Annotated in this window: 19 protein-coding genes; 18 read left to right on the top strand and 1 reads right to left on the bottom strand. The window is 69.6% G+C overall.

From position 1 onward, the window contains the following. Nucleotides 1–7: 7 nt before the first annotated feature. The 12 genes from OHA64_RS08965 (at nucleotide 8) to nusB (ending at nucleotide 12,544) form a co-directional block, all read left to right on the top strand. Nucleotides 8–358, top strand: coding sequence for a hypothetical protein (locus OHA64_RS08965; RefSeq protein WP_405610517.1), 351 nt, complete (start codon nucleotides 8–10; stop codon nucleotides 356–358). Next, a complete protein-coding gene (gene alaS, locus OHA64_RS08960) occupies nucleotides 358–3,030 on the top strand; it encodes an alanine--tRNA ligase (protein ID WP_405610514.1) in 2,673 nt (890 codons plus the stop codon). Before OHA64_RS08965 ends, alaS begins: the two co-directional genes overlap by 1 nt. A gap of 17 nt (nucleotides 3,031–3,047) precedes the next feature. Beyond that, nucleotides 3,048–3,512 (top strand): Holliday junction resolvase RuvX, encoded by a 465-nt coding sequence (ruvX, locus tag OHA64_RS08955; RefSeq protein WP_405610511.1) that lies wholly within the window; start codon nucleotides 3,048–3,050, stop codon nucleotides 3,510–3,512. A 114-nt stretch (nucleotides 3,513–3,626) separates the two neighbouring features. Beyond that, on the top strand, nucleotides 3,627–5,396 hold the full coding sequence (gene mltG / locus OHA64_RS08950) for an endolytic transglycosylase MltG (protein ID WP_405610508.1): 1,770 nt from the start codon (nucleotides 3,627–3,629) through the stop codon (nucleotides 5,394–5,396). Then, nucleotides 5,377–6,216 carry a shikimate dehydrogenase gene (locus OHA64_RS08945; RefSeq protein ID WP_405610505.1) on the top strand — a complete coding sequence of 280 codons (840 nt, stop codon included), beginning with the start codon at nucleotides 5,377–5,379 and terminating at the stop codon, nucleotides 6,214–6,216. The genes mltG and OHA64_RS08945 overlap by 20 nt, the downstream gene beginning before the upstream one ends. Before the next feature lie 188 nt (nucleotides 6,217–6,404). Beyond that, entirely contained in the window at nucleotides 6,405–7,589 is a 1,185-nt protein-coding gene (aroC, locus tag OHA64_RS08940; RefSeq protein ID WP_405610502.1) for a chorismate synthase, read from the top strand. A 41-nt stretch (nucleotides 7,590–7,630) separates the two neighbouring features. Further along, complete coding sequence (locus OHA64_RS08935; RefSeq protein WP_405623910.1) at nucleotides 7,631–8,113, top strand: shikimate kinase; 483 nt, start codon at nucleotides 7,631–7,633, stop codon at nucleotides 8,111–8,113. Continuing rightward, on the top strand, nucleotides 8,110–9,201 hold the full coding sequence (aroB, locus tag OHA64_RS08930) for a 3-dehydroquinate synthase (RefSeq protein WP_405610499.1): 1,092 nt from the start codon (nucleotides 8,110–8,112) through the stop codon (nucleotides 9,199–9,201). Before OHA64_RS08935 ends, aroB begins: the two co-directional genes overlap by 4 nt. 163 nt (nucleotides 9,202–9,364) lie before the next feature. Beyond that, on the top strand, nucleotides 9,365–10,231 hold the full coding sequence (locus tag OHA64_RS08925; RefSeq protein ID WP_405610496.1) for a Pro-rich N-terminal domain-containing protein: 867 nt from the start codon (nucleotides 9,365–9,367) through the stop codon (nucleotides 10,229–10,231). A 153-nt stretch (nucleotides 10,232–10,384) separates the two neighbouring features. After that, nucleotides 10,385–11,491 (top strand): aminopeptidase P family protein, encoded by a 1,107-nt coding sequence (locus OHA64_RS08920; RefSeq protein ID WP_405610493.1) that lies wholly within the window; start codon nucleotides 10,385–10,387, stop codon nucleotides 11,489–11,491. A gap of 49 nt (nucleotides 11,492–11,540) precedes the next feature. Continuing rightward, the gene (efp, locus tag OHA64_RS08915) at nucleotides 11,541–12,107 is read left to right on the top strand and encodes an elongation factor P (protein WP_020128856.1); all 567 of its coding nucleotides are present in this window, start codon (nucleotides 11,541–11,543) and stop codon (nucleotides 12,105–12,107) included. Between the two features lie 2 nt (nucleotides 12,108–12,109). Beyond that, complete coding sequence (gene nusB, locus OHA64_RS08910) at nucleotides 12,110–12,544, top strand: transcription antitermination factor NusB (RefSeq protein ID WP_405610489.1); 435 nt, start codon at nucleotides 12,110–12,112, stop codon at nucleotides 12,542–12,544. Between the two features lie 213 nt (nucleotides 12,545–12,757). Here the strand turns inward: nusB and bldD are convergent, their stop codons facing one another. After that, entirely contained in the window at nucleotides 12,758–13,261 is a 504-nt protein-coding gene (gene bldD / locus OHA64_RS08905; protein WP_030038549.1) for a transcriptional regulator BldD, read from the bottom strand. A 255-nt stretch (nucleotides 13,262–13,516) separates the two neighbouring features. On the opposite strand from bldD, the gene pyrR reads away from it, so the two are divergent. The 6 genes from pyrR (at nucleotide 13,517) to carB (ending at nucleotide 21,554) form a co-directional block, all read left to right on the top strand. Next, complete coding sequence (pyrR, locus tag OHA64_RS08900) at nucleotides 13,517–14,149, top strand: bifunctional pyr operon transcriptional regulator/uracil phosphoribosyltransferase PyrR (RefSeq protein WP_405610485.1); 633 nt, start codon at nucleotides 13,517–13,519, stop codon at nucleotides 14,147–14,149. A 93-nt stretch (nucleotides 14,150–14,242) separates the two neighbouring features. Continuing rightward, nucleotides 14,243–15,220: an aspartate carbamoyltransferase catalytic subunit gene (locus tag OHA64_RS08895; RefSeq protein WP_405610482.1), complete on the top strand. Its 978-nt coding sequence runs from the start codon at nucleotides 14,243–14,245 to the stop codon at nucleotides 15,218–15,220. Between the two features lie 5 nt (nucleotides 15,221–15,225). Continuing rightward, on the top strand, nucleotides 15,226–16,539 hold the full coding sequence (locus OHA64_RS08890) for a dihydroorotase (protein ID WP_405610479.1): 1,314 nt from the start codon (nucleotides 15,226–15,228) through the stop codon (nucleotides 16,537–16,539). Then, entirely contained in the window at nucleotides 16,536–17,114 is a 579-nt protein-coding gene (locus OHA64_RS08885) for a hypothetical protein (RefSeq protein ID WP_405610476.1), read from the top strand. The genes OHA64_RS08890 and OHA64_RS08885 overlap by 4 nt, the downstream gene beginning before the upstream one ends. Then, nucleotides 17,111–18,253, top strand: coding sequence for a glutamine-hydrolyzing carbamoyl-phosphate synthase small subunit (gene carA / locus OHA64_RS08880; protein ID WP_405610473.1), 1,143 nt, complete (start codon nucleotides 17,111–17,113; stop codon nucleotides 18,251–18,253). The genes OHA64_RS08885 and carA overlap by 4 nt, the downstream gene beginning before the upstream one ends. Continuing rightward, nucleotides 18,246–21,554, top strand: coding sequence for a carbamoyl-phosphate synthase large subunit (gene carB, locus OHA64_RS08875; RefSeq protein ID WP_405610470.1), 3,309 nt, complete (start codon nucleotides 18,246–18,248; stop codon nucleotides 21,552–21,554). The genes carA and carB overlap by 8 nt, the downstream gene beginning before the upstream one ends. Nucleotides 21,555–21,607 lie beyond the last annotated feature (53 nt).

Genomic DNA, 21,607 nt, shown 5'->3' with positions numbered 1-21,607 from the left:
GCCAGCGATGTTCCGCCGTACCTTCTGGTTCAGCACGGGTGTCGCCGCCGGTGTCTGGGCCACCACCAAGGTCAACCGCAAGCTGAAGCAGCTGACGCCCGAGAACCTCGCCGCGAGCGCGGCGAACAAGGCGCTCGAGGCCGGTCACCGCTTCAAGGACCGCGCGGTGGGCTTCGCGCTCGACGTCCGGGACGGGATGGCCCAGCGGGAGGCCGAGCTGGGGGAGGCGCTGGGGATCAACGCGAACCCCGAACTCCCCGCCCCCCTGCGGTACGCCGCGATCGAGAACCGCAACGACCCGAAGTCCGTCGGCAGTGACAGGACGACGTACTCGTACAACCGGAATGAGGACCACTGATGGAGTCGGCCGAGATTCGCCGCCGCTGGCTGAGCTTCTACGAGGAGCGCGGGCACACCGTCGTCCCTTCGGCGTCGCTCATCGCGGACGACCCGACTCTGCTCCTGGTCCCCGCCGGCATGGTGCCCTTCAAGCCGTACTTCCTCGGTGAGGTCAAGCCGCCGTGGTCGCGCGCCACCAGCGTGCAGAAGTGCGTGCGCACGCCCGACATCGAAGAGGTCGGCAAGACCACGCGGCACGGCACCTTCTTCCAGATGTGCGGCAACTTCTCCTTCGGCGACTACTTCAAGGAAGGCGCCATCAAGTACGCCTGGGAGCTGCTCACCACGCCCCAGGACAAGGGTGGTTACGGCCTGGAGCCGGAGAAGCTCTGGATCACCGTCTACAAGGACGACGACGAGGCCGAGCGCATCTGGCACGAGATCGTCGGCGTGCCCAAGGAGCGCATCCAGCGCCTCGGCATGAAGGACAACTACTGGTCCATGGGCGTTCCCGGCCCGTGCGGACCCTGTTCCGAGATCAACTACGACCGCGGCCCCGAGTTCGGCGTCGAGGGCGGCCCCGCCGTCAACGACGAGCGGTACGTGGAGATCTGGAACCTCGTCTTCATGCAGTACGAGCGCGGCGAGGGCATCGGCAAGGACAACTTCGAGATCCTCGGAGACCTGCCGAGCAAGAACATCGACACGGGCCTCGGCATGGAGCGGCTCGCCATGATTCTGCAGGGCGTGCAGAACATGTACGAGATCGACACCTCCATGGCCGTCATCAAGAAGGCCACCGAGCTGACCGGCGTCGAGTACGGCGACTCGCACGACTCGGACGTCTCCCTGCGCGTGGTCACCGACCACATGCGTACGTCCGTGATGCTCATCGGCGACGGCGTGACCCCGGGCAACGAGGGCCGCGGCTACGTCCTGCGCCGCATCATGCGCCGCGCCATCCGCAACATGCGTCTGCTCGGTGCCACCGGCCTGGTCGTCAAGGACCTGATCGACACGGTCATCGAGATGATGGGCCAGCAGTACCCGGAGCTGGTCACCGACCGCGAGCGGATCGAGAAGGTCGCCCTCGCCGAGGAGAACGCCTTCGTCAAGACGCTGAAGGCCGGAACCAACATCCTCGACACCGCCGTCAGCGAGACCAAGGCCGGCGGCGGCAAGGTCCTCGCCGGCGACAAGGCCTTCCTGCTCCACGACACCTGGGGCTTCCCGATCGACCTCACCCTGGAGATGGCCGCCGAACAGGGCCTGTCCGTGGACGAGGACGGTTTCCGCCGCCTGATGAAGGAGCAGCGGGAGCGTGCCAAGGCCGACGCCCAGGCCAAGAAGACCGGCCATGCCGGCGTCGGCGCCTACCGCGAGATCGCCGACAAGGCCGGCGCCACCGACTTCATCGGCTACGCGGACACCGAGGGCGAGTCCACCATCGTCGGCATCCTCGTCGACGGCGCCTCCTCCCCGGCCGCCACCGAGGGCGACGAGGTCGAGATCGTCCTGGACCGCACCCCCTTCTACGCCGAGGGCGGTGGCCAGATCGGCGACACCGGCCGCATCAAGGTGGACACCGGTGCCGTCATCGAGATCCGCGACTGCCAGAAGCCGGTTCCGGGCGTGTACGTCCACAAGGGCGTCGTCCAGGTCGGCGAGGTCACCGTCGGCTCCAAGGCCCACGCCTCGATCGACAACCGCCGCCGCACGGCCATCGCCCGCGCCCACTCGGCCACCCACCTCACCCACCAGGCCCTGCGCGACGCCCTCGGCCCGACGGCCGCCCAGGCTGGTTCCGAGAACCAGCCCGGCCGCTTCCGCTTCGACTTCGGTTCGCCGTCCGCCGTTCCCACGGCCGTGATGACGGACGTCGAGCAGAAGATCAACGAGGTGCTCGCCCGCGACCTGGACGTCCGCGCCGACGTCATGGGTATCGACGAGGCCAAGAAGCAGGGCGCCATCGCCGAGTTCGGCGAGAAGTACGGCGAGCGCGTCCGCGTCGTCACCATCGGAGACTTCTCCAAGGAGCTGTGCGGCGGTACGCACGTCCACAACACCGCCCAGCTGGGTCTGGTGAAGCTGCTCGGTGAGTCGTCGATCGGTTCGGGTGTGCGCCGTATCGAGGCTCTGGTCGGTGTCGACGCCTACAACTTCCTCGCCCGTGAGCACACGGTCGTCGCCCAGCTCCAGGAGCTGATCAAGGGCCGCCCGGAGGAGCTCCCGGAGAAGGTCTCCGCCATGCTCGGCAAGCTGAAGGACGCCGAGAAGGAGATCGAGAAGTTCCGCGCCGAGAAGGTGCTCCAGGCCGCCGCCGGTCTCGTCGAGTCCGCCAAGGACGTCCGCGGTGCCGCCGTGGTCACCGGTCAGGTCCCTGACGGCACCACCCCGGACGACCTGCGCAGGCTGGTCCTCGACGTGCGCGGCCGCATCCAGGGCGGCCGGGCCGCCGTGGTCGCCCTGTTCACGGTCAACAACGGCAAGCCGCTCACGGTCATCGCCACCAACGAGGCCGCCCGTGAGCGCGGCCTCAAGGCCGGCGAGCTGGTCCGTGCGGCCGCCAAGACCCTCGGCGGCGGCGGTGGCGGCAAGCCGGACGTCGCCCAGGGCGGCGGCCAGAACCCGGCGGCCGTCGGCGAGGCCGTCGAGGCCGTCGAGCGGCTCGTGGCCGAGACGGCGAAGTGACCGGAGAAGGACAGGCCATGCGCCGCGGTCGTCGACTCGCCATCGACGTCGGGGACGCCCGCATCGGGGTCGCCTCGTGCGACCCCGACGGGATCCTCGCCACCCCGGTGGAGACGGTCCCCGGGCGGGACGTCCCGGCAGCTCACCGTAGGCTGAGGCAGCTGGTCGAGGAGTACGAACCGATCGAGGTCGTGGTCGGTCTGCCCCGCTCCCTCAAAGGGGGCGAGGGCCCTGCTGCGGTAAAGGTTCGCGGCTTCGCCCAGGAGCTCGCGAAGGGCATCGCCCCGGTGCCGGTGAGACTCCTCGACGAGCGGATGACGACCGTGACGGCCAGTCAGGGACTGCGCGCCTCAGGCGTGAAGACCAAGAAGGGCAGATCGGTCATCGACCAGGCAGCAGCCGTGATCATCCTTCAACAGGCGCTGGAATCCGAACGAGTGTCAGGTAAAGCACCCGGCGAAGGCGTCGAAGTGGTCATCTGATCGCGATACGGTAACGTTCCGCGCGATGCGGCGGCATTCGAACAGCCACCGCACAAAGAGAGGCGGGACGGGAGCCGGGCCGGGCGACCGCCACCTCGCGGCTCTAGGGGATCGATGACTGAGTATGGCCGGGGCGAAGGCTCCGAACCGTGGCATCCGGAGGACCCGTTGTACGGGGACGGATGGGACGGACAGCAGGCGCCCACGGGCCGGCAGTCCCCCTACGGCGGCCAGCCGCAGCAGTATCCGGAGCAGCCGCAGCCGCAGTACGACAATGGTGGCTGGGGCAACGGTCAGCAGGCCGCCTACGGTCAGGCGCAGCAGCAGTACCAGCAGCAGTACGGCGAGCAGCAGCAGTACGACGGCCAGCAGCAGTACGACCAGCAGGGGTACGCGGCCCAGCAGCACCAACAGCAGTATCCGAACCAGCAGGGCCAGCAGCAGTACGAGAGCCAGCAGCAGTACGGGAACCAGCAGAACCAGCAGCAGTACGGCAACGGCGGCTGGGACAGCGGCACGCACCCGAACGTCCCGTACACCGACGCGTCGGACCCGTACGGACAGCAGAACATGGCGTACGGCGGGGAACAGTCCGACCCCTACGGCGCCCCGGACGCCTACCCTCCGCCGGAGCCGCCCGCACGTCGGGCCGCCGAGCCCGAGCCTCCCAAGACCGACTGGGACCCCGGCCCCGACCAGGGCGAACACGCCTTCTTCGCGGGCGACGCCGGTGATGACGGCGACGAGTCGGATGACCGCCGTGGACGCGGTGACCGGCGGGGCAAGGGCGGCGGCAAGGAGAAGAAGCGCCGTAGCGGCTGCGCCTGTCTGGTGGTCCTGCTGGTGTTCGGCGGCGGACTGGGCGGAGTCGGGTATTTCGGCTACCAGTTCTACAAGGATCGTTTCGGCTCGGCCCCGGACTACGCGGGCGACGGCACCAGCGAAATGGTCACGGTCGTGATCCCCAAGGGCGCCTTCGGATCCGACATCGGGGTGGCATTGAAGAAGGCGGGCGTGGTCAAGAGCGTCGACGCGTTCGTCGCCGCCCAGGAGGAGAACTCCAAGGGAAAGACGCTTCAGGCCGGTGCCTATCTCCTGAAGACGCAGATGTCCGCCGCGAGTGCCGTCGAGATGATGCTGGATCCAGAGAGCCAGAACAACGTTCTGGTCAGGCCGGGCGAGCGAAATCTGGCGGTCTACGCATCGATCGACGAGCAACTCGATCTGTCTGCGGGCACCACTCAGAAGGCCGCCGAGAAGAAGTACAAGAGCCTCGGCCTGCCGGACTGGGCCAACGACAACACTGACATAAAGGATCCGCTGGAAGGATTCCTCTACCCGGGCACCTATCCCGCCGCCAAGGGCATGAAGCCCGAAACGGTCCTGAAGCCGATGGTGAACCAGGCCGCGAAGAAGTACGAGCAGTACGGCCTCTCGTCGAAGGCCAAGGCGCTGAAGCTGGACAACCCGCTGCAGGTCCTGACGGTGGCCAGCCTCATCCAGGCCGAGGGCAAGACCGAGGACGACTTCCGCAAGATGGCGGAGGTGGTCTACAACCGTCTGAACCTCGCGAACCCGGAGACCTACGGGCTGTTGCAGTTCGACTCGACCTTCAACTACCTGCAAAAAGAAAGCAACATCAACATCAGCGAGTCGGAGATCAACAGCAACAAGGACCCGTACAACACGTACACCCGGAAGGGCCTGCCGCCCGGACCGATCGACAATCCCGGTGACCAGGCGATCAAGGCGGCGCTGAATCCGACAGACGACGGCTGGTACTACTTCGTGGCGACCGACGGTGTGAACAAGACGGAATTCGCCAAGACGCACGCTCAATTCCAGAAGCTCAAGGACAAGTTCAATGAGAGCTCGGGCAGCTGAGACCCGTCGGGCCGCGGTGCTCGGCAAGCCCATCGCCCACTCCCTCTCCCCGGCGCTGCATCGCGCCGCCTACGGGGAACTGGGCCTCACGGACTGGTCGTACGACCGGTTCGAGCTGGACGAGGCCGCCCTGCCGGGGTTCTTCTCGGAACTCGGCCCCGAGTGGGCCGGGCTGTCGGTGACCATGCCGCTGAAGCGGGCCGTCATCCCGTTGCTCGACGAGATCAGCGACACCGCGGCCTCGGTGGACACGGTCAACACGGTCGTGTTCACCGAGGACGGGCGCCGTGTCGGCGACAACACCGACATCCCCGGCATGGTCGCCGCCCTGCGGGAACACGGCATCGAACAGGTCGACTCGGCGGCCATCCTCGGCTCCGGCGCCACCGCCTCCTCCGCGCTCGCCGCACTGGCTCGTATCTGCACCGGCGAGGTCGTCGCCTACGTCCGCAGCGAGGCGCGCGCCGCCGAGATGCGGCAGTGGGGAGAACGGCTCGACATCGAGGTGCGGACGGCGGACTGGGCGGACGCCGCACAGGCCCTGCACGCCCCGCTCGTCGTCGCCACCACCCCGGCCGGGACCACCGACGCGCTCTCCTCGGCGGTGCCGGAACGGCCCGCCACCCTCTTCGACGTGCTCTACGACCCGTGGCCGACGGCCCTCGCGGCCCGCTGGTCGGCGTACGGCGGGGCCGTCGTCAGCGGCCTCGACCTCCTGGTGCACCAGGCGGTGCTCCAGGTGGAGCAGATGACGGGGTGCAGCCCGGCCCCCCTGGACGCCATGCGCAAGGCCGGCGAGCACGCGCTCGCCGCCCGCTAGGAGCGGCTCGGTTCCGGGCCGGTTACGCGGTGTCCCGTCCGGCCTGTGGACCGGCGGCCGGGTCCGGAGCCCGGACGTGGGAGGATCGGAGGTGGCGGGCCGGGGCCGCGCACCCGGTCGCGTCGTTGCCGTACGCGAGGACACGCGCACGGCGGGCAGTACCAGGGCGCGAGCACTGAGGAGCACCGTTGAGCAGGTTGCGCTGGCTGACCGCGGGGGAGTCCCACGGCCCCGCACTCGTGGCGACGCTGGAGGGTCTTCCCGCCGGCGTGCCGATCACCACGGAGATGGTGGCGGACCACCTGGCCCGGCGCCGGCTCGGTTATGGACGCGGTGCGCGGATGAAGTTCGAGCGTGACGAGGTCACGTTCATCGGCGGTGTGCGGCACGGCCTCACCCTGGGTTCCCCGGTCGCGGTGATGGTGGGCAACACCGAGTGGCCGAAGTGGGAGCAGGTGATGGCGGCCGACCCCGTCGACCCCGAGATCCTGGCGGGCCTGGCCCGCAACGCCCCGCTGACCCGCCCTCGGCCCGGCCATGCCGACCTGGCCGGTATGCAGAAGTACGGCTTCGACGAGGCCCGGCCGATCCTGGAGCGTGCCTCCGCGCGGGAGACGGCGGCCCGGGTGGCGCTGGGCGCGGTGGCCCGCTCGTATCTGAAGGAGACGGCCGGGATCGAGATCGTCTCGCACGTCGTGGAGCTGGCCTCGGCGAAGGCGCCCTACGGCGTCTACCCCAAGCCGTCCGACGTGGAGAAGCTGGACGCCGATCCGGTGCGCTGCCTGGACGCGGACGCCTCGAAGGCGATGGTCGCGGAGATCGACCAGGCCCACAAGGACGGCGACACCCTCGGCGGCGTGGTCGAGGTGCTGGCGTACGGCGTGCCGGTGGGGCTCGGCTCGCACGTGCACTGGGACCGTCGGCTGGATGCCCGGCTGGCCGCCGCTCTGATGGGGATCCAGGCTATCAAGGGGGTCGAGGTCGGTGACGGCTTCGACCTGGCGCGCGTGCCCGGTTCCCAGGCGCACGACGAGATCCTGGCAACGGACGACGGCATCAGGCGGGCGACGGGCCGTTCCGGCGGTACCGAGGGCGGCCTGTCCACGGGTGAGCTGCTGCGGGTGCGGGCGGCGATGAAGCCGATCGCGACGGTGCCGCGGGCCCTGAAGACGGTGGACGTGGTGACCGGTGAGGCGACGGCCGCTCACCATCAGCGGTCCGACGTGTGTGCGGTTCCGGCGGCCGGAATCGTCGCCGAGGCGATGGTGGCGCTGGTGGTCGCGGACGCGGTCGCGGAGAAGTTCGGCGGCGACTCGGTGCCTGAGACCCGCCGTAACGTGCGGTCCTACCTCGAGACCCTGGCGATCCGGTGAGTGCGGTGACTGCTGTGCCGCTGATCGTGCTGGTCGGTCCGATGGGTGTGGGCAAGTCCACGGTCGGGCAGTTGCTCGCGGAGCGGCTGGGCTGTGCGTACCGGGACACCGACGACGACATCGTCTCCGTGCAGGGGCGGAGCATCGCGGAGATCTTCGTCGAGGAGGGCGAGGAGGCCTTCCGGGCGATCGAGAAGCAGGCGGTGCGCGAGGCGCTCGCCCGGCACAGCGGTGTCCTCGCTCTTGGTGGCGGCGCGATCCTGGACGCGGACACCCGCGGCCTGCTGGCCGGACATCGGGTCGTCTACCTCTCGATGGACGTCGAGGAGGCGGTCCAGCGCACCGGCCTGAACGCCGCCCGTCCGCTGCTGGCGGTCAACCCGCGCAAACAGTGGCGGGAGTTGATGGAGGCGAGGCGGCACCTGTACGAGGGGGTTGCCACGGCCGTGGTGGCGACCGACGGCCGTACGCCCGAAGAGGTCACCCAAACCGCCCTGGACGCACTGGAGTTGAAAGAAGCATGAGCGAGGCAGTCACCCGGATCCAGGTCGGCGGTACCGCGGGCAGCGAACCGTACGAGGTTCTGGTGGGCCGGCAACTCCTGGGCGAGCTGCCCGGGTTGATCGGCGACAGGGTCAAGCGGGTCGCGATCGTCCACCCCGAGGCACTGGCCGAGACCGGCGAGGCGCTCCGCGCCGACCTGGCCGGACAGGGCTACGAGGCCGTCGCCATCCAGGTGCCGAACGCGGAGGAGGCCAAGACCGCCGAGGTCGCCGCCTACTGCTGGAAGGCGCTCGGCCAGTCCGGGTTCACCCGCTCCGACGTCGTCATCGGCGTCGGCGGCGGCGCCAGCACCGACCTCGCCGGGTTCGTGGCCGCGACCTGGCTGCGCGGAGTGCGCTGGATCGCCGTACCGACCACCGTGCTCGCCATGGTGGACGCGGCTGTCGGCGGCAAGACCGGCATCAACACCGCCGAGGGCAAGAACCTCGTCGGCTCGTTCCACCCCCCGGCCGGTGTGCTGTGCGACCTGGCCGCGCTCGACTCCCTCCCGGTCAACGACTACGTCTCCGGGCTCGCCGAGATCATCAAGGCCGGCTTCATCGCCGACCCGAGGATCCTGGAGCTCATCGAGGCCGACCCCGAGGCCGCCCGGACCCCGGCGGGACCGCACACCGCCGAGCTCATCGAGCGCTCCATCCGGGTCAAGGCGGAGGTCGTCTCCTCCGACCTCAAGGAGTCGGGCCTCAGGGAGATCCTCAACTACGGCCACACGCTCGCACACGCCATCGAGAAGAACGAGCGCTACAAGTGGCGCCACGGCGCGGCCGTCTCGGTCGGCATGCACTTCGCCGCCGAACTGGGCCGCCTCGCGGGCCGGCTGGACGACGCCACCGCCGACCGCCACCGCGCGGTCCTGGAGTCCGTCGGCCTGCCGCTGCACTACCGCCACGACCAGTGGCCCAAGCTGCTGGAGACCATGAAGGTCGACAAGAAGTCCCGCGGCGACCTGCTCCGCTTCATCGTCCTGGACGGGCTGGCCAAGCCCACCGTCCTGGAGGGACCCGACCCGGCCGTCCTCCTCGCCGCATACGGCGAAGTGGGCGAGTAGGTCCCGCCGTACTCCATCGGCCCGATTCGCCTTGCGCCACCGGGCACTTCGGACCGCCCCCGGCCGTTTCACCAAATGACTGCCGGGGACGGTACCGTTCGGTAGCAAGCGGGGCCGTCCCGCTGTCAGCACCCATTGCCTGTACGAGACGGAGTGGCACCGGATGCAGCACGCAGTGGGTTCTCCGCTGCCGCCGCCCCACCAGCCGGGGCACGGACCGGCAACCGGCTGGTCGCCGGCCGCACATCACCCGGGGCCGCACCACCCGGGACCACACCAGGGCTCCGCCCCCGTGCCCCCGCCGCCTCCCGCCCCCGGCTTGGCCGGAGCCCCCGCGGCACCGGCGCCCCCCACCCCGCAGCACGCCCCGGCGTCCCCGGCCCCCGACACGACCGGCCATGTACCGCTGCCGCCCGGCGGCCCCGTCCCCATGCCCAGCGCGCCGCCCGCGACCGCCCCCCACGACCCGGCCGCCACCACCCTCGCGGTGTTGCTCATCGGCCCCGCGGGCGCCGGCAAGACCAGCGTCGCCAAGTACTGGGCGGACCACCGACGGGTCCCCACCGCCCACATCAGCCTGGACGACGTACGCGAATGGGTCCGCTCCGGCTTCGCCGACCCCCAGTCCGGGTGGAACGACCATTCCGAGGCGCAGTACCGTCTGGCCCGCCGCACCTGCGGCTTCGCCGCGCGCAACTTCCTCGCCAACGGGATCTCGTGCATCCTCGACGACGCCGTCTTCCCGGACCGTCCGGTCGTCGGCCTCGGCGGCTGGAAGCGGCACGTGGGCCCGGGGCTGCTGCCGGTGGTCCTGCTGCCCGGCCTGGAGATCGTCCTGGAACGCAACGCCGAACGCTCGGGCAACCGACGCCTCACCGACGACGAGGTCGCCCGCATCCACGGCCGGATGGCCGGCTGGTACGGCTCCGGCCTCCCGATCATCGACAACTCCCAGCTGGACGTACCCCAGACGGCTCAGGTCCTGGACGACGTACTGGCGAGGTCCATAGCCAGCCCACCCAACTGGTGAACGCGGGGGACTGAGCCCACCTGAAGGGGCACCGGGAACGAAGCGACCGGCCCCACGGCTTCGGGGACGGCAGAGCATCTCGGACGCACCCCGGTCCCCCGAACGGCACTCTCCCAACCAGCACAATCCCGGCACGGCTCCTACGCTCGTGTCATGTCAGAGGTCTACGCCGCCCGCCGAACCCGCCTACGGGAACGCTGCCAAGCCGGCGGCAGCGCCTCCGCGCTGGTCACCCGCCCCGCCAACGTCCGCTACCTCGCGGGCACCGCCCCCCACCACGCCGTCCTGCTCCTCGGCCGGACCGAGGATCTGCTGCTGTGTCCCGGCCCGCCCGACGACCGCTCCGCGGACGGCCGGCCCGACGAGGCGCTGCGCGTGCAGCGGCTGCCAGGACCCGGCGGCGATCCCGCCGTCGCGGCGGCGGACCTCGCGGCCGGACAGGGCGGTGACTGTCTCGCCGTCGAGGAGCATCACCTCACGGTCGCCCGGCACCGGGCCATCCGATCGGTCGTGCCCCGGCTTCGCCTCGCCGACATGGGGAGCGCGGTCGAACAGCTGAGGGTGGTGAAGGACGAGGAGGAGATCTCCTGCCTCAGGATCGGCGCCGAGATCGCCGACCAGGCACTGGGCGAACTGCTGGAGTCCATCCTCGTCGGCCGCACCGAACGCCACCTCGCCCTGGAACTGGAGCGCCGCCTCGTCGACCACGGCGCCGACGGCCCCGCCTTCGCGACCTCCGTCGCCACCGGCCCCAACTCCGGCAGACGCTCCCACCGTCCCACCGACCGGCGGGTCGAGGAAGGCGACTTCCTGTCCGTCTGTCTCGGCGCGACCTACCGCGGCTACCGCTGCGAGATCGGCCGCACCTTCGTCATCGGTACGTCTCCCACCGACTGGCAGATCGAGCTGTACGACCTCGTCTTCGCCGCTCAGCGGGCCGCGCGCGAGACACTGACCCCCGGTGTCGCCTACCGCGATGTGGACCGTGCCGCACGCCAGGTACTGGATTCCGCGGGGTACGCCGAAAGCCTTCCCGCCCTGACCGGACACGGTGTGGGACTCGAAATCGACGAGGACCCGCAGTTGGGCCCCGCGGCCATGGGTAAACTGGACGCCTGCGTGCCTGTCACCGTCGAACCCGGGGTCCACCTCCCGGGCCGGGGCGGTGTCAGGATCGATGACACGCTCGTCGTCCGCCCCGAGGCGGACGGCGGACCCGAGCTACTCACCATCACGACCAAGGAGCTGCTCGCGCTGTAGGAGTGCGTGCCCCGGGGTCGTCCACGTCAGTCCAGGAGATTCCGCAACCGTGGCTTCCACGAACGACCTCAAGAACGGCCTGGTGCTCAAGCTCGAAGGCGGCCAGCTCTGGTCCGTCGTCGAGTTCCAGCACGTCAAGCCCGGCAAGGGCCCGGCCTTCGTGCGCACCAAGCTCAAGAACGTGCTCTCCGGCAAGGTCGTCGACAAGACCTTCAACGCCGGCGTCAAGGTCGAAACGGCCACTGTCGACAAGCGTGACATGCAGTTCTCGTACATGGACGGCGAGTACTTCGTCTTCATGGACATGGAGACCTACGACCAGCTGATGGTCGACCGCAAGGCCGTCGGTGACGCCGCCAACTTCCTCATCGAGGGCTTCACGGCCACCGTCGCCCAGCACGAGGGCGAGGTGCTCTTCGTCGAGCTCCCGGCAGCCGTCGAACTGGTAGTCCAGGAGACCGAGCCGGGCCTCCAGGGCGACCGCTCCACCGGCGGCACCAAGCCCGCCACCCTGGAGACCGGTCACCAGATCAACGTCCCGCTCTTCATCACCACCGGTGAGAAGATCAAGGTCGACACCCGCACGAGCGACTACCTCGGCCGGGTGAACAGCTAACCGTGGCTGCCCGCAACACGGCCCGCAAGCGTGCCTTCCAGATCCTCTTCGAGGGCGACCAGCGCGCGGTCGACGTCCTGACCGTCCTCGCGGACTGGATCCGGCTCTCCCGGGACGACCCCCGGCAACCGCCGGTGAGCGAGTACACGATGCAGCTGGTCGAGGGCTACGCGGAGCACGCGAAGCGCATCGACGAGCTGATCGCTCAGTACTCCGTCGGCTGGACGCTCGACCGGATGCCGGTCGTCGACCGCAACATCCTGCGCCTGGGCGCCTACGAGCTGATCTGGGCGGACGAGACGCCGGACGCCGTCGTGCTCGACGAGATGGTGCAGCTGGCGAAGGAGTTCTCCACGGACGAGTCGCCCTCGTTCGTCAACGGACTGCTCGGCCGGTTCAAGGACCTCAAGTCATCACTGCGCCGGGACGAGGCGTAACGGGACGAGGCGTAAGAGGCACGACAGCCACTACCGCACCACAGGCACGAGACGCCCGAGGGCCCGCAGCGAGACCGCTGCGGGCCCTCGGGCGTGTGGGGGGACCCGCGGGGCCCGGGAGGCGGGTAAAGCGCGCAGAAAGCCGCCGGGGCGGCCGGAACAGTGAAGTTCCAGCCACCCCGGCGGCACGTTTCTGCTGAGACGGGGAGCGGGTCAGCTCTCCTCGTGGGACGCCACCGCACGGCGCGCGTCCGCGTCCAGCACGCCCCAGCTGATCAGCTGCTCGGTGAGGACCGAGGGCGACTGGTCGTAGATGACGGCGAGTGTGCGCAGGTCGTCCTGGCGGATCGAGAGCACCTTGCCGTTGTAGTCACCGCGCTGGGACTGGATCGTGGCGGCATACCGCTGCAGCGGTCCCGCCTTCTCGGCCGGAACATGGGCCAGCCGCTCCAGGTCCAGGACCAGCTTCGGCGGCGGCTCGGCGGCGCCGCCCGGGGTGGTGCCCGGCAGTAGCTCCTGCACGGGAACGCCATAGAAATCGGCCAGCTCGGCAAGACGCTGCACGGTCACGGCGCGGTCGCCGCGCTCGTAGGAACCGACCACGACGGCCTTCCAGCGCCCCTGGGACTTCTCCTCGACACCGTGGAGGGAAAGGCCCTGCTGGGTGCGGATGGCCCGGAGCTTGGCCCCGAGCTGTTTGGCGTATTCGCTGGACATATAGCTCCCCGGACACTGTGTCGACGCGGTTGGGTCTTTTCCAGGCCGCGCGGCTGGTAACTCACTGTGAGGTTACGCAGCGTTACTCTGCTGCGTCAAGCCGAATGGTCCGCACCGATGCTTCCGTGGTAACGGCCGCCGATTGAGCCATAGGGGTGAATGAGAGGCGCCGTTCGGGCCTGCTACCGTGGATGGCGCAATTCCGACGTCCTTTAAGGTCCGTCCCGTGAGGCGGAGAAGGAGGTCCGTTTCCACATGGACACTCAGCACGGCACCAAGCACGACGGTCAGTCCGACAAGCAGCACGACGCACAGCAGGACCCTCAACAGTCCGATGCCCGGCCCGTTCTCGAAGGCCCCGACATCGCGCGGGTGTTGACCCGCATCGCCCACGAGATCGTCGAACGTGCCAAGGGTGCCGACGACGTGGTGCTCCTCGGCATTCCGACCCGGGGCGTCTTCCTCGCCCAGCGGCTCGCGGCCAAGTTGGAGCAGATCACCGAGCGCAAGATCCCCGTCGGGTCGCTCGACATCACCATGTACCGCGACGACCTGCGCATGCACCCGCCGCGTGCGCTGGCCCGCACCGACATCCCCGGCGACGGCCTCGACGGCAAGCTGGTCGTCCTCGTCGACGACGTGCTCTTCTCCGGCCGCACCATCCGCGCCGCTCTCGACGCCCTGAACGACATCGGGCGACCGCGTGCCGTGCAGCTCGCGGTGCTGGTCGACAGAGGCCACCGCGAACTGCCCATCCGCGCCGACTACGTCGGCAAGAACCTCCCCACGTCGTTGCGGGAGACGGTCAAGGTCCAGCTCGCCGAGGAGGACGGTCGCGACACCGTGCTGCTCGGTGTCAAGCAGACCGCTCCGGGCGCGCCGCACTAGCTCCCCGGCGTACGGCACTGTCGTACGCCCCGCTCCAGCGCTCCCGCCTGCCCGGATTCTCCCGAAACTGAACTGTCTTACGGAGCCTGAAAGATGCAGCGTCATCTCATCTCGGCCGCCGACCTCACCCGCGACGACGCCGTCCTGATCCTCGACACCGCCGAGGAGATGGCCCGGGTCGCCGACCGGCCGATCAAGAAACTGCCGACCCTGCGCGGCCGGACCGTCGTCAACCTCTTCTTCGAGGACTCCACCCGGACCCGAATCTCCTTCGAGGCCGCCGAGAAGCGGCTGTCCGCGGACGTCATCAACTTCTCCGCCAAGGGATCCAGCGTCTCCAAGGGCGAGTCCCTGAAGGACACGGCCCAGACCCTGGAGGCCATGGGCGTCGACGCCGTCGTCATCCGGCACGGTGCCTCCGGAGCGCCGTACCGCCTGGCCAACTCCGGCTGGATCGACGCCGCCGTCATCAACGCCGGCGACGGTACCCACCAGCACCCCACCCAGGCGCTGCTCGACGCCTTCACCATGCGCCGTCGGCTCGTCGGCCGGGACGCCGGCCTCGGCCAGGACCTCGCCGGCAGGCACATCACGATCGTCGGCGACATCCTGCACAGCCGGGTGGCCCGCTCCAACGTCGACCTGCTGCACACCCTCGGCGCCGAGGTCACCCTCGTCGCCCCGCCCACCCTGGTACCGGTCGGCGTCGAGACCTGGCCCTGCGAGATCTCGTACGACCTCGACAGCACGCTGCCGAAGTCCGACGCGGTGATGATGCTGCGCGTGCAGCAAGAGCGCATGAACGCGGCGTTCTTCCCGACCGAGCGCGAGTACGCGCGGCGCTACGGCCTCGACGGCGAGCGCATGGCGCGGATGCCCGAGCACGCCATCGTGATGCATCCCGGTCCGATGGTCCGGGGCATGGAGATCACCGCCGAGGTCGCCGACTCCGAGCGCTGCACCGTCGTCGAGCAGGTCGCAAACGGAGTCTCCATCCGGATGGCGGTCCTGTACCTGCTTCTGGGGGGCAACGAACCCGCCGTCAGCCACGCCCGTATCGAGGAGAAGTAAGACACATGAGCAAGATCCTGATCCGTGGTGCCAAGGTGCTCGGCGGCGAGGCGCAGGACGTCCTGATCGACGGCGAGGTCATCGAGGCCGTCGGTACGGGACTGTCAGCAGAGGGTGCCGGTCGTGCCGGAGGCGCGCACGATGTGGTCTGTGTCGAAGCCGACGGCAAGGTGCTGCTGCCGGGCCTGGTCGACCTGCACACCCATCTGCGCGAGCCCGGCCGCGAGGACTCCGAGACCGTGCTGACCGGTACCCGCGCGGCCGCCTCCGGCGGCTACACCGCCGTGTTCGCCATGGCCAACACCTTCCCGGTCGCCGACACCGCCGGTGTGGTCGAGCAGGTCTACCGGCTCGGCCAGGAGAGCGGCTACTGCGATGTGCAGCCGATCGGCGCCGTCACGGTCGGTCTGGAGGGCCGCAAGCTCGCCGAGCTGGGCGCCATGCACGAGTCGGCGGCCGGTGTCACCGTCTTCTCCGACGACGGCAAGTGCGTCGACGACGCCGTGATCATGCGCCGGGCCCTGGAGTACGTGAAGGCCTTCGGGGGAGTGGTCGCGCAGCACGCCCAGGAACCGCGGCTGACCGAGGGCGCCCAGATGAACGAGGGCGTCGTCTCCGCCCAGCTGGGGCTCGGCGGCTGGCCGGCGGTGGCCGAAGAATCGATCATCGCCCGGGATGTCCTGCTCGCCGAGCACGTCGGCTCCCGCGTCCACATCTGCCATCTGTCGACCGCCGGCTCGGTGGAGATCGTCCGCTGGGCCAAGTCTCGCGGCATCGACGTCACGGCCGAGGTCACCCCGCACCACCTGCTCCTCACCGAAGAGCTGGTGCGGACCTACAACCCGGTCTTCAAGGTGAACCCGCCGCTGCGCACCGAGCGTGACGTGTACGCCCTGCGCGAGGCGCTCGCCGACGGCACCATCGACATCGTCGCCACCGACCACGCCCCGCACCCGCACGAGGACAAGGACTGCGAGTGGGCCGCGGCCGCCATGGGCATGGTCGGGCTGGAGACCGCGTTGTCAGTGGTCCAGGAGACGATGGTCGACACCGGGCTGCTCGACTGGGCCCAGGTCGCCGACCGGATGTCCGTCAAGCCCGCGCAGATCGGGCGGACGAAGGGCCACGGCCGTCCCGTCTCGGCAGGTGAGCCCGCCAACCTCACGCTCGTCGACACGGCATACCGTGGGTCCGTGGACCCCGCGGGCTTCGCCTCGCGCAGCCGGAACACCCCGTACGAGGGGCGTGAGCTGCCGGGCCGTGTCACGCACACGTGGCTCCGGGGCAAGGCCACGCTCGTCGACGGGAAGCTCACGTGACACCTGTAATCCTGCTGGCCGCCGAGAAGGAATCGGCCGAGGTCACCGACTGGGCCGCCCGCGTCGGCTGGCTCGTCGGACTCGCGCTCTTCGTCGCGCTCGTCTACTGGCTGATGCGCGAGGGCTGGAAATGGCGCGGCACCCTCCAGGGCGACCTGCCCGAGCTGCCCGCGGCGCCGGACGAGCCCGGCGAGGCGACCCTGACGATGAGCGGCCGCTACCACGGCTCGACCACCGCCGGACACTGGCTCGACCGCATCGTGGCGCACGGCCTGGGCACCCGCAGCCTGGTCGAGCTCACCCTGACGGACGCGGGACTGGACGTCGTACGCCCGGGAGCGACGGATTTCTTCGTCCCGCTGGAGTCCCTGCGTGAGGCCCGGCTCGACAAGGGCATCGCCGGCAAGGTCCTCACCGAGGGCGGTCTGCTCGTGGTCACCTGGGCGCACGGCGACCGGCTGATCGACTCCGGGTTCCGCTCCGAGCGCGCGGCCGAGCACACCGAGTGGGTCGACGTCATCAACTCCATGATCAAAAAACCGATCACAACAACCACGGAAGGCGCCGAACGATGACGACCTCCACCAAGGGATCCGTGAAGGTTCCCGCCGTACTCGTCCTGGAGGACGGCCGGGTCTTCAACGGCCGTGCCTACGGGGCCGTGGGGGCGACCTTCGGCGAAGCAGTGTTCTCCACCGGCATGACCGGCTACCAGGAGACCCTCACCGACCCCTCGTACCACCGCCAGGTCGTCGTGATGACTGCCCCGCACGTGGGCAACACCGGGGTCAACGACGAGGACCCCGAGTCGAAGCGGATCTGGGTCGCCGGATACGTGGTGCGCGACCCCGCGCGCGTGCCGTCCAACTGGCGCTCCCGCCGCTCGCTCGACGAGGAACTGCGCCAACAGGGCGTCGTCGGCATCTCCGGCGTCGACACGCGCGCGCTGACGCGCCATCTGCGGGAGCGCGGCGCCATGCGCGTCGGCATCTTCTCCGGCAATGCGCTGCCCGACGAGGGCACCCTGCTCGCCGAGGTGCGAAAGGCCCCCGAGATGAAGGGCGCCGACCTGTCGGCGGAGGTCGCCACCAAGGAGGCGTACGTCGTCCCGGCGATCGGCGAGAAGAGGTTCACCGTCGCGGCGGTCGACCTCGGCATCAAGGGCATGACCCCGCACCGGATGGCCGAGCGCGGCATCGAGGTGCACGTGTTGCCCGCCACGGCGAGCGCCGAGGAGGTGTACGCCGTCCAGCCCGACGGCGTGTTCTTCTCCAACGGACCCGGTGACCCGGCCACCGCCGACCACCCGGTCTCGGTGATGCGGGCGGTCCTGGAGCGCGGCACCCCGCTCTTCGGCATCTGCTTCGGCAACCAGATCCTGGGCCGCGCGCTCGGCTTCGGCACCTTCAAGCTGAAGTACGGTCACCGCGGCATCAACCAGCCGGTGCAGGACCGTACGACCGGCAAGGTCGAGGTCACCGCGCACAATCACGGCTTCGCCGTCGACGCCCCGCTCGACCGAGTCTCCGACACCCCCTACGGCCGCGCCGAGGTCTCCCACGTCTGCCTCAACGACAACGTGGTGGAGGGACTCCGCCTCCTCGACCGACCGGCCTTCAGCGTCCAGTACCACCCCGAAGCGGCAGCCGGCCCGCACGACGCCGCCTACCTGTTCGACCGCTTCGTATCCCTGATGGAGGGCCAGCGTGCCTAAGCGCACCGATATCCAGTCCGTCCTGGTCATCGGCTCCGGCCCGATCGTCATCGGCCAGGCCGCCGAGTTCGACTACTCCGGCACCCAGGCGTGCCGCGTCCTGAAGGCCGAGGGCCTCAGGGTCATCCTGGTCAACTCCAACCCGGCGACGATCATGACCGACCCGGAGATCGCCGACGCCACCTACGTCGAGCCGATCACCCCGGAGTTCGTCGAGAAGATCATCGCCAAGGAGCGGCCGGACGCCCTGCTGCCGACGCTCGGCGGCCAGACCGCCCTCAACACCGCGATCTCCATGCACGAGCAGGGTGTGCTGGAGAAGTACGGTGTCGAGCTGATCGGCGCCAACGTCGAGGCGATCAACAAGGGCGAGGACCGCGACCTCTTCAAGGACGTCGTCGAGGCCGTCCGCCAGAAGATCGGGCACGGCGAGTCCGCCCGGTCCTACATCTGCCACTCGATGGACGACGTGCTGAAGGGGGTCGAGCAGCTCGGCGGCTACCCCGTCGTCGTGCGCCCCTCCTTCACCATGGGCGGCGCCGGCTCCGGCTTCGCCCACGACGAGGAGGAGCTGCGCCGCATCGCCGGCCAGGGCCTCACCCTCTCGCCGACCACCGAGGTGCTCCTGGAGGAGTCCATCCTCGGCTGGAAGGAGTACGAGCTGGAGCTGATGCGCGACAAGAACGACAACGTCGTGGTCGTCTGCTCCATCGAGAACTTCGACCCGATGGGCGTGCACACCGGCGACTCGATCACGGTCGCGCCCGCGATGACGCTGACCGACCGCGAGTACCAGCGCCTGCGTGACATCGGCATCGCGATCATCCGCGAGGTCGGCGTCGACACCGGCGGCTGCAACATCCAGTTCGCGGTCGACCCGAAGGACGGCCGCATCATCGTCATCGAGATGAACCCGCGCGTCTCGCGTTCCTCGGCGCTCGCCTCCAAGGCCACCGGCTTCCCGATCGCGAAGATCGCCGCCAAGCTGGCCGTCGGCTACACCCTCGACGAGATCCCGAACGACATCACGGAGAAGACTCCGGCGTCCTTCGAGCCGACCCTCGACTACGTGGTCGTCAAGGCCCCGCGGTTCGCCTTCGAGAAGTTCCCCTCGGCCGACGCCACGCTGACCACGACCATGAAGTCGGTCGGCGAGGCCATGGCGATCGGCCGCAACTTCACCGAGGCCTTCCAGAAGGCGCTCCGCTCGCTGGAGAAGAAGGGCTCGCAGTTCACCTTCGTCGGCGAGACGGGTGACAAGAAGGAGCTCCTGGAGGCTTCGGTCCGTCCGACCGACGGCCGGATCAACACGGTCATGCAGGCGATCCGGGCCGGTGCCACGCCGGAGGAGATCTTCGCGTACACGAAGATCGACCCCTGGTTCGTGGACCAGCTCTTCCTGATCAAGGAGGTGGCGGACGAGCTCGCCGCCGCCGAGCGCCTGGACGCCGAACTGCTCGGCGAAGCAAAGCGGCACGGCTTCTCCGACCACCAGATCGGGGAGATCCGGGGCCTGCGCGAGGACGTGGTGCGCGAGGTGCGCCACGCGCTGGGCGTACGCCCGGTGTACAAGACGGTCGACACCTGCGCCGCCGAGTTCGCCGCGAAGACGCCGTACTTCTACTCCTCCTACGACGAGGAGAGCGAGGTCGCCCCGCGCGAGAAGCCGGCCGTCATCATCCTGGGCTCCGGACCCAACCGCATCGGCCAGGGCATCGAGTTCGACTACTCCTGCGTCCACGCCTCCTTCGCGCTGTCGGACGCCGGGTACGAGACGGTGATGGTCAACTGCAACCCGGAGACCGTCTCCACGGACTACGACACCTCCGACCGCCTGTACTTCGAGCCGCTGACGCTGGAGGACGTGCTGGAGATCGTCCACGCGGAGTCGCTGGCCGGTCCGATCGCGGGCGTGGTCGTGCAACTCGGCGGCCAGACCCCGCTGGGCCTGTCGCAGGCCCTGAAGGACAACGGCGTGCCCGTCGTCGGCACGCCCCCCGAGGCGATCCACGCCGCCGAGGACCGCGGCGCCTTCGGCCGTGTCCTCGCCGAGGCGGGCCTCCCGGCCCCCAAGCACGGCACCGCCACCACGTTCGCGGGGGCAAAGACCATCGCCGACGAGATCGGCTACCCCGTGCTCGTCCGGCCGTCGTACGTCCTCGGCGGGCGCGGCATGGAGATCGTGTACGACGAGACCCGGCTGGAGTCGTACATCGCCGAGTCGACCGAGATCAGCCCCTCCCGCCCGGTCCTGGTCGACCGCTTCCTCGACGACGCGATAGAGATCGACGTCGACGCGCTCTACGACGGCACGGAGCTCTACCTCGGTGGCGTCATGGAGCACATCGAGGAGGCCGGAATCCACTCCGGCGACTCCGCGTGCGCGCTCCCGCCGATCACACTCGGCGGCTTCGACATCAAGCGTCTGCGGGCCTCCACGGAGGCCATCGCCAAGGGCGTCGGGGTGCGCGGCCTGATCAACATCCAGTTCGCGATGGCGGGCGACATCCTGTACGTCCTCGAAGCCAACCCGCGTGCCTCCCGCACCGTCCCCTTCACCTCGAAGGCGACCGCGGTGCCGCTGGCGAAGGCCGCCGCCCGGATCTCCCTGGGCGCGACCATCGCCGAGCTGCGCGCCGAGGGACTGCTCCCGGCGACCGGCGACGGCGGCGAACTCCCGCTCGACGCGCCGATCTCCGTGAAGGAGGCGGTCATGCCGTGGTCCCGCTTCCGTGACGTCCACGGCCGCGGAGTCGACACGATCCTCGGCCCGGAGATGCGCTCCACCGGCGAGGTCATGGGCATCGACTCCGTATTCGGCACGGCGTACGCCAAGTCGCAGGCAGGCGCCTACGGTCCGCTGCCGACGAAGGGCCGCGCCTTCATCTCGGTCGCCAACCGGGACAAGCGCTCGATGATCTTCCCGGCCCGCGAGCTGGTCGCACACGGCTTCGAGCTGCTCGCCACCTCCGGCACGGCCGAGGTCCTCAAGCGCAACGGCATCAACGCCACCGTCGTGCGCAAGCAGAGCGAGGGCGCCGGCCCGAACGGCGAGAAGACCATCGTCCAGCTCATCCACGACGGCGAGGTCGACCTCATCGTCAACACCCCGTACGGCACCGGCGGCCGCCTCGACGGCTACGACATCCGTACGGCCGCCGTGGCGCGGTCCGTGCCGTGCCTCACGACGGTCCAGGCACTCGCCGCGGCCGTCCAGGGCATCGACGCCCTCAAACACGGCGACGTGGGTGTCCGTTCGCTCCAGGAACACGCGGAACACCTGACCGCGGCCCGCGACTAGCAGCCCTGAGGGGGACACCGGAAACGGTGTCCCCCTCTTCATGAGGACCCCTG

Origin of the sequence: Streptomyces sp. NBC_00076 (assembly GCF_045041235.1) — a bacterium.
GTDB lineage: Bacteria > Actinomycetota > Actinomycetes > Streptomycetales > Streptomycetaceae > Streptomyces.
This window is presented reverse-complemented; position numbering and strand designations above follow the sequence as displayed.

Coding starts and splice junctions, on each gene's coding strand:
- OHA64_RS08965 (WP_405610517.1), top strand. CDS start 8: ATGTTCCGCCGTACCTTCTGGTTCAGCACGGGTGTCGCCGCCGGTGTC.
- alaS (WP_405610514.1), top strand. CDS start 358: ATGGAGTCGGCCGAGATTCGCCGCCGCTGGCTGAGCTTCTACGAGGAG.
- ruvX (WP_405610511.1), top strand. CDS start 3,048: ATGCGCCGCGGTCGTCGACTCGCCATCGACGTCGGGGACGCCCGCATC.
- mltG (WP_405610508.1), top strand. CDS start 3,627: ATGACTGAGTATGGCCGGGGCGAAGGCTCCGAACCGTGGCATCCGGAG.
- OHA64_RS08945 (WP_405610505.1), top strand. CDS start 5,377: ATGAGAGCTCGGGCAGCTGAGACCCGTCGGGCCGCGGTGCTCGGCAAG.
- OHA64_RS08935 (WP_405623910.1), top strand. CDS start 7,631: ATGGGTGTGGGCAAGTCCACGGTCGGGCAGTTGCTCGCGGAGCGGCTG.
- aroB (WP_405610499.1), top strand. CDS start 8,110: ATGAGCGAGGCAGTCACCCGGATCCAGGTCGGCGGTACCGCGGGCAGC.
- OHA64_RS08925 (WP_405610496.1), top strand. CDS start 9,365: ATGCAGCACGCAGTGGGTTCTCCGCTGCCGCCGCCCCACCAGCCGGGG.
- OHA64_RS08920 (WP_405610493.1), top strand. CDS start 10,385: ATGTCAGAGGTCTACGCCGCCCGCCGAACCCGCCTACGGGAACGCTGC.
- bldD (WP_030038549.1), bottom strand. CDS start 13,261: ATGTCCAGCGAATACGCCAAACAGCTCGGGGCCAAGCTCCGGGCCATC.
- pyrR (WP_405610485.1), top strand. CDS start 13,517: ATGGACACTCAGCACGGCACCAAGCACGACGGTCAGTCCGACAAGCAG.
- OHA64_RS08895 (WP_405610482.1), top strand. CDS start 14,243: ATGCAGCGTCATCTCATCTCGGCCGCCGACCTCACCCGCGACGACGCC.
- OHA64_RS08890 (WP_405610479.1), top strand. CDS start 15,226: ATGAGCAAGATCCTGATCCGTGGTGCCAAGGTGCTCGGCGGCGAGGCG.
- carA (WP_405610473.1), top strand. CDS start 17,111: ATGACGACCTCCACCAAGGGATCCGTGAAGGTTCCCGCCGTACTCGTC.